This window comes from Baia soyae, assembly GCF_004341445.1.
GTDB lineage: Bacteria > Bacillota > Bacilli > Thermoactinomycetales > Thermoactinomycetaceae > Baia > Baia soyae.
Genome location: NZ_SLXV01000017.1, coordinates 48,988 through 56,344 on the forward strand (window position 1 = coordinate 48,988; position 7,357 = coordinate 56,344).

At 41.1% G+C, this 7,357-nt stretch carries 8 protein-coding genes; 4 read left to right on the plus strand and 4 right to left on the minus strand.

Going from position 1 to position 7,357, the window contains the following annotated elements; genetic code table 11:
- Positions 1-6 precede the first annotated feature (6 nt).
- The 3 genes from EDD57_RS07295 to EDD57_RS07305 are packed head-to-tail and all read right to left on the minus strand — an operon-like array spanning position 7 to position 3,957.
- Positions 7-1,371, minus strand: coding sequence for a YheC/YheD family endospore coat-associated protein (locus tag EDD57_RS07295; protein WP_131848796.1), 1,365 nt, complete (start codon positions 1,369-1,371; stop codon positions 7-9).
- A 13-nt stretch (positions 1,372-1,384) separates the two neighbouring features.
- On the minus strand, positions 1,385-2,518 hold the full coding sequence (locus EDD57_RS07300; RefSeq protein ID WP_131848797.1) for a YheC/YheD family endospore coat-associated protein: 1,134 nt from the start codon (positions 2,516-2,518) through the stop codon (positions 1,385-1,387).
- Entirely contained in the window at positions 2,515-3,957 is a 1,443-nt protein-coding gene (locus EDD57_RS07305; protein ID WP_131848798.1) for a YheC/YheD family endospore coat-associated protein, read from the minus strand. Before EDD57_RS07305 ends, EDD57_RS07300 begins: the two co-directional genes overlap by 4 nt.
- Positions 3,958-4,149: 192 nt before the next feature.
- Between EDD57_RS07305 and EDD57_RS07310 the strand changes: the two genes are divergently transcribed.
- The 4 genes from EDD57_RS07310 (at position 4,150) to EDD57_RS07325 (ending at position 6,398) form a co-directional block, all read left to right on the plus strand.
- Positions 4,150-4,494 (plus strand): YlbF family regulator, encoded by a 345-nt coding sequence (locus tag EDD57_RS07310; protein WP_165873704.1) that lies wholly within the window; start codon positions 4,150-4,152, stop codon positions 4,492-4,494.
- Positions 4,495-4,521: 27 nt separating this feature from the next.
- On the plus strand, positions 4,522-5,214 hold the full coding sequence (locus tag EDD57_RS07315; RefSeq protein ID WP_131848800.1) for a metal-dependent hydrolase: 693 nt from the start codon (positions 4,522-4,524) through the stop codon (positions 5,212-5,214).
- 151 nt (positions 5,215-5,365) lie between these two features.
- Positions 5,366-5,998, plus strand: a complete 633-nt coding sequence (locus tag EDD57_RS07320) for an O-methyltransferase (RefSeq protein WP_131848801.1) — start codon at positions 5,366-5,368, stop codon at positions 5,996-5,998.
- A 115-nt stretch (positions 5,999-6,113) separates the two neighbouring features.
- A complete protein-coding gene (locus tag EDD57_RS07325) occupies positions 6,114-6,398 on the plus strand; it encodes a hypothetical protein (RefSeq protein ID WP_131848802.1) in 285 nt (94 codons plus the stop codon).
- 137 nt (positions 6,399-6,535) lie between these two features.
- Here EDD57_RS07325 and EDD57_RS07330 read toward each other — a convergent pair whose 3' ends face one another.
- Positions 6,536-7,126: a class I SAM-dependent methyltransferase gene (locus tag EDD57_RS07330; protein ID WP_131848803.1), complete on the minus strand. Its 591-nt coding sequence runs from the start codon at positions 7,124-7,126 to the stop codon at positions 6,536-6,538.
- Between the last annotated feature and the right edge of the window lie 231 nt (positions 7,127-7,357).

Below are 7,357 nucleotides of genomic sequence, written 5' to 3' on the forward strand. Positions count from 1 at the left end.
CTCTCCTTAAATAAATTCTGCTAACTTCAGACTATATTCGGTAATACAACGTGCTGATTTTTTACCAGCATCTTTCAGGCTTGGATGGAGGAAAATGTGTCTACCTGGTTTGGAATTGGATTCAAACATCCATATTTTTCGATTCTGATCAATTCCCATATCCAATCCTAATTCTCCAAGGGGCTCTTGAAGTTGTTTTTCGAGTGATTCCGCAATCGTGATAGAAGCTTTTTCTAATTGACTTTTGATTCGTTGTGAGTCTTCGCCAAAGGTAACACGGAACAGATCTTCAGTAGGGACTACGGTGCCGCCTGTGCGCATGTGAGTGGTAACACTACCGCTACCGGCTGCTTTAGACCCTACGGCCACGACTTTCCATTTGCCGGTATAGTCTTTGTGCAAGTGAACCCGGAAATCGACCGGATTATCTTTTATTTTAATCAAATGGATCCCTTGCTGAGCGAGATAGCCTTGAAAGCGGCTTCCTCCTCTTCCAAACATATGAGTAATTAATTTGGAGAGGGAAGGGAAACGATGGACGAAGCTTTTTTTCCCTTGATTAAAACGGCAATTGTACCCTTTTTGTGGGTGACGCGTCACTTTAAATATGCCTAGACCTAAGCTCCCTCTAGCAGGTTTTAGATAAACCATTGAGTGTTGGTCCATCATTCTTTGTAGAGTGGATAAAGAAGGGGCTAAGACGGTCTCGGGGATGTATGGATTGGCTTTGGGATGAGTGCTCAGATGTTGGTGAATGGTCCATTTGTTAAAGAAACCTTGATTAAAAATGGGGATTTGAGCTATATTTCGTAGTCGACTTACAGTCGATCCTATGGAATATGAGGTTTCTGCTTTACGATTTGGAGAGCGTTCATGAATGACGTCTGGGAAAGGGAAAGTCTTCTGGCTCCAGCTACTATTCTGGTAATGCCATCCCTGTATTACTTTTCGCTGCCAATCAATCATGTTTGGAGTAAATACATACATACATGGATATAAGGCGGAGCCAGCTGAAGTAAAGTAGCTGAAGAGTCTAGAGCGTGATCCAAACGGTTTACTAGGATCACCTGTAAATCCCGTGGTGAGAATCCCGATTACGGGCCCGATCCGGAGACGACGATCTTGATAGGTAACCAGAAGTTTCCCGCTAAAAGAAAGAGCGAGGCTCTGAGCAAGCGAGCGGGAAACATTGATTTTACCATCTGGCGATTTATTGAGAACCACCCGTGTTTCAACGCTTTTTTTCCCAAATCCAACTTTTATGGTCTGACCCTTCGTAATTCGAAATTGCTCCATTAAGCTACGGGAAAGTGCGATGGTAGGTGATTGTAAATGAGAGGTAATCGATACTTGGCAAATGATCGGATTCATAAAAACCCTCCTACTAGTTCACTAAAAGAGATTGTGCATACTGCATAGGTAACTGAATAGAACGTTTTCGTATTTCGTGTTCACCTGTGCGCAAAAAGATCATGCGTCCAGGCTTGGAATTGATCTCTAGAATCCAAACTCTCCCATTACGATCGATTCCAACATCAAGGCCAAGCTCAAGGAGGGTGCCATGATTCTCTTCGATAAAGCTTGGAACCACAGATGCTAGTTTTTGGATATCCTCGTTGATTTTTTCAACTTGTTCGGATGTAAAATGTTGCTTGATAAAAGGTAAGAGTCGATGAGCATTTCCGCCGCCATGTAGATTGGAAGTGATGCTATTTGGCTTTCCGGCTCGGATGGCCATGCCCGTGGTTTCCCACTCCTGCTCTTTATTTTTCTGGATGAGGATTCGTAAGTCGAATGGCTGACCGTCTGGAGTAGAAAGGGTTAGGTACGGTTGAATGACGAAGCGGGTTGTGCCGATATACTGCTGGATCCAATTGCGCAATTGTGTTTTGGTTTCCACGATGGTTTGGAAAGCTTGATTCTTTCGATCGCGACCTTTTATATAAAATCCTTTTCTTTTTATGAGCTGGAAGACAGCGATGACTCCGACTCCATGACTTCCGCCATTTGGTTTGATCACAATATGGGTATAGCGATCTAGGAAATCAAATACTTGAGCTGGAGATTGATATGGTACGGTTTCCGGAAGATAGGGTGTGATTTCTTTATTCGCTCGAAGGATGGAATAGGTTTGGATTTTGCCACTGAGCGGACGACCTAAAATTTTAATAGAGGGGTCTTGGTTTAGGAGTGCGAGAAAGGGTCTATAGGTGAGATAGTGATTGCTTGTGTTGTAAAAACAGCGATCATAGATAAGATTCGGGATCGGTTTGGTTACCATTTCCCATGAATCTTTTTCGGCAGCTGGAATATAACCTGTGGCTGTCCGCCGTTGCCAATTCATCTTTTTCGGATTAAATACGAAGATATTAATTCCTAATGGTTTTCCAGCTTCAGCTAGGAGGCGAAAATATCCACTTTCGCCAAATGGGCGCTTTTTCTCGGTTTTTCCTCCACATATTAGTATGCCTAGTACCTGATTGTTAGCAGTTGGTTTGCGTAGTAGAACATCCTTCATCTCGGTTTCCTCCTTTTTGATATAGATTGTAAATAGCCTTGGTGTGGAGGATGTGAGTGCCTGTTACGTGTATGTTCGCTAGTAAGGTGAATAGTGTATTCCATAAGACGGACCACAGAAGGCCTAGCAGATAATGTTGGATTGTGAACGGTGTCGTCAGTTTTGGATGGCTTAGAGTTTATTTCGATTAACCAAAGGCGTCCATTTTGATCTAATGCAAGGTCGATTCCCAGTTCGGCAAAGTGTCCGTCTACTTGATTTTCAAATGATGCGGCAATGGATTTTGCGACACTTCGAATGTGTGCGCTTGTTAGTTTGTTAGGTAGATCACCTAATTCAGCTAAAATATCCTTGACCCGGCGAAGAGTCCCCCCTTTTGCGACATTGGAGACGATTTGCTGATCACCCGCTATTCTGGCTATAGAGGAAGTAACAGCCCATTCGCCGGTTTTGTTTTTCTGTACGAGAATTCGGAAGTCGAGCGCGCGATTCTGAAAGCGGACCAATTGTAGACCTTGTTGGACGAGATAGGCGCGTTTTTTAACCTTGGTTCTCAGGATATGATTTAGTTCGGTAAAGGTTTGCGCTGTATGACTGGTCGTCGTGCCATTTTGTACAGATGATTGAGCAATCCACTTATCGTCTTTTCGCGTGACCCGAATAATTCCATCACCCAGACTGCCGTTGGTCGGTTTTAGATAAAGAATCGGATATTTTTTCGTCATATTCTTCAACGTTTCAATGCTTAGATAGTGGGTTTCAGGAAGCATTTCGACCGCGTCTTCATCTTGAATTAATAGCTGATGGACCTGCATTTTATTTAGGAACCGATCGTTGAAAAATGGGATAGAGCAAGAGTTTTTGAGATGTTCCACCATTTTTTGTACAGATTCCGTTCTTTCGATGCGTCTAGAGGTGATTCGATTATAGATCACATCGGGTAAGGGAAGTGAAACGCGTTTCCATTTGCTCTGGTCTTTCACATAGCCTTGGATACTCCGACTTTCTAGATGAATCAGATCAGGAGAAATGACTGCAATTCGTAACCCATGGCTGTCTCCTGCTTGCACACATTCGTCGAGAAATTTGGTAATCTCTCCAAATGGAGAATCTGTCCCCTCCTTGGGATGTGAGTTAATCAAGATACCCAGGAGAGGGCCAATCTTTAATCGTCTTGTTATGTTATCAAAATAGGCGGAAATGGTGGTTTCATTTTCAATTCGTAAATGTGCAGCAAGTTTGGAGCTGATTCGTAAGACGGGGTTATTACTTTGCCGAATCGATGCGTATCCCGTTTCTGTTGCTGATCCGAATGAAATCCTAAAGGGGGAACCTTGGATTCCTAATTTTTCAGCAAGCGTCTGGCTTAGTACCATGTTTATATGAGCGGGAAAGTGGCGTTCATGTAGAACCTGGATTTGGATTTTTGCTTGCCCCATGACAATCCCCTTCCGCCAGAAAAATCACTACTGCAATCTATGTGGGCAAGTATAAGAGGGTGCTGAAAAAGGGCTTGACCAACCCCATGACTAGGCGCTTTTTCGTTAATGGCCAATTTATAGCTCTTTTGTCCATAGCCCGAAGATGATAAACTAAGATGGAAGTTTCTTGAAAACGAAAGGATGATAATGATGAATAATCCATACGATTTTGCACATGGACTAGCTCGTTCGCTAAGAGAATCTGATGTGTTTGTAGAGATGAAAAAACTAAAAAGTGAAATTGAGTCCAATGAAAGCTATAAAGAGATGTTGAAAGGCTATCATCAATTACATATCGAAATGCAGACAGTTCGCATGCAAGGAATTGAGCCAACGGACGAGTTTAAGGAGAGAGCAGAGAAAACGACGCTAGCTATTCAAGGAATTCCGGTTATTATGCAATATTTACAAGCAGAAGAAAGGCTTAGTATCTTGCTGAATGATATCCAGAAAATTATGCTAGAACCTGTTCAAGAGATTATGGATTTTTCTTAAGATAGGCTTCAAGGGAGAGTGGAAACATTGAAAATTACATTTCACGGTCATGCGGCGGTTGAAATCGTTCATCAAGGACTCCATTTTTGGATTGATCCATTTCTTACTGGAAATCCAGCTTCTACTGTCCAGGTAGAGGATCAAAAAGCAGATGTGATTTTGCTTACACACGGTCATAACGATCATGTAGGAGATACGATCGCATTGGCTCAGAAATACGACGCTTTAGTAATTGCTCCTTATGAACTCGCAATCTATCTAGAGGGAAAAGACGTTGCCCGGACTCACGGGATGGGGATTGGAGGTCCATATGATTTTCCATTTGGGAGAGTTATGTATACAAATGCCATCCATGGCAGTAGCTTTGTAGACCCAGAGACAAATCAAATGGTCTATACGGGCCAACCGGGTGGGATTCTCCTTACACTCGGCGACCGAACGATCTATCATGCTGGAGATACCTCCTTATTTTCAGATATGAAACTGATTGGGATCGGGCAAAAAATAGATCTCGCCCTTCTTCCCATCGGTGGAAATTTTACCATGGGTCCGCAAGAAGCTTTGCTTGCGGCTGAGTGGATTGGGGCAGATCAATATGTGCCGATTCACTATAATACGTTCCCACCGATCAAGCAGGATGGAGAAAAGTTCGTGAGAGATTTACAGGAAAAAGGCCTAACAGGGGTTGTCCTAGAGCCTTATGAATCAATCCATTTATAGAGATTGCTAAAAAGGTAGACTATGTCCTATTTAAGGAATGGTCTACCTTTTTTGTTGCACTTGCTCATAACTAAGAAATTTCGAGGAACCTTTTATTCGTATATTCATAGAATATTGCAGATCGATATTATGGCTAGTGGAGGCGAATCATATGGGGCGATTAAAGGAATACTTTGATTCAAACAATAAAAGATTAATTGATAAGTGGATTCATTATTTTGATGCATATGAGAATCACTTTCAGCGCTTCGTTAATCAGAAAGTCAATATTCTAGAAATTGGTGTGTTTCATGGTGGTTCACTTCAAATGTGGAAAGATTATTTTGGCCCACAAGCCACTATATACGGCTTAGATATTAATCCTCAGTGTAAATGTATTGAAGAAGACCAAATCAAGATCATTATTGGAGATCAAGGAGATAGGGATTTTTGGAAAAGAATCACTCCAGAACTTCCTCAATTTGATATTATCATCGATGATGGTGGTCATTTTGCGAATCAACAAAAGATAACGTTTGAAGAAATGTTTCCTCTTCTTTCAGATAACGGGGTTTATCTTGTAGAAGATCTTCATACAAGTTATTGGAGTGAAGCCGGAGGAAGTTTTGTTGATTATTCTAAAAACATAATTGATTCTATGAATGGATGGCATCAGAAACCACCAAATGTAGATTCCTTAACGTCTTCTGTGGGGTCAATGACATATTATGATTCTGTTTTAGTTATTGAAAAAAAACCTAGGAGCGCACCTTACAGATATACGACAGGAAATCTTTCTTACTAGGAGTTTCGATGCAACTGTTTGATAAAGAGAGATGGTTAACATGCCATCTCTCTTTTTATGTCATGATCTAGAAGCTTGGACATATAGTGTAGAGGAGAAGCAGAGGAGGTTTCGTATGACGATGCGTTGGATTGGAGTCAAAATATCGGCTGTTTTAGCACTGTGTACGGTTTTTATAACCAATATGTCCAAACAGACGACTGAACTGAAACAGTTATATTTTTGGGGAGTGTGGGGTGCTTTCGCTCTGTTAGTCCTGTTGGCGTATAGGCAAGAGTGGCAGAGATTGAGCAAGAAAATGAAGATTCAAAAGGAATACAGACAACGGTTAGAATGGATGCATAAAGAACGGGAATATGATCAAGAGAAGAAGAGAGTGCAAAGATCCTTTTATACATAAGAGACGCTAATCGATCAGATTGGCGTTTTTTGTTCTGATCTAAAAAAACTGTAGACTCGTCTCTTAGAGACATAGTCTACAGTTTTTATCAAAAAGATTAGGTCTAGACTCTATCATATGATTCTTTTTGTCTATGATTAAGCATTTTCAAGTGTTAAATTGTATAGGTTTGCAATTTCTTCCATGATTTCTTTATTCCTCGATAAGACTCCTAATCCAGCTGAATGGCTAAAGTAGCAACGATACAGGTTAGCTTCATCGTAGACTTGCTTTACGGATGGGAAAGAGATTACATCGTGCATCAACATAACTCCGTTTTCTTGTAGATGAGGTAGCCAATGAAGGAAGTCTGCTTTAGTACTATCATATGAATGAAATCCGTCTAGGTGGAGTATATCGATTGGTTGTGTCCATGTCTTCGAGACTTCTAAGAAATCTCCTTTTATGAGTTGAATATTATCTATTCCATAATTATTCTTTAGAAGATCTTTGATGCTTACTACGAAATCGTAGGTGTTTCGATACCCTGCATGTCCATCCCCTTCGAAGTGATCAACACCATAGACAGTCCCAATTTTAGGAGTTGCTAGCGAGAAGGTAGAAAATCCAGAATCAACACCTAAATCTACAATAACTTGAGGTTGCAGTCTTTGTACTAGCCACATAGCAAAGGATTCGTGCCCTCTCCAAGCTGTCGGGATCTGTTGTACCTCGATTGGAATACTCAATTATCTCAACTTCCTTTCAAGTAGAATGTTGGATACTCTTTATAGTAATCATCTTAGTACCTTCCCGTTACAACACTTGTCTATAAAAGATAGAAAAATAGTAAAAGATAGAATAAGAGACTAAGTTTAAGGGAACATGAACTGCACCCCAATTGTTGGACACGAAATACAATCCAACAGTTGGAGGTGCTTTTTCATGACTAAGTATTCGTTTGAGACAAAATTAGAAGC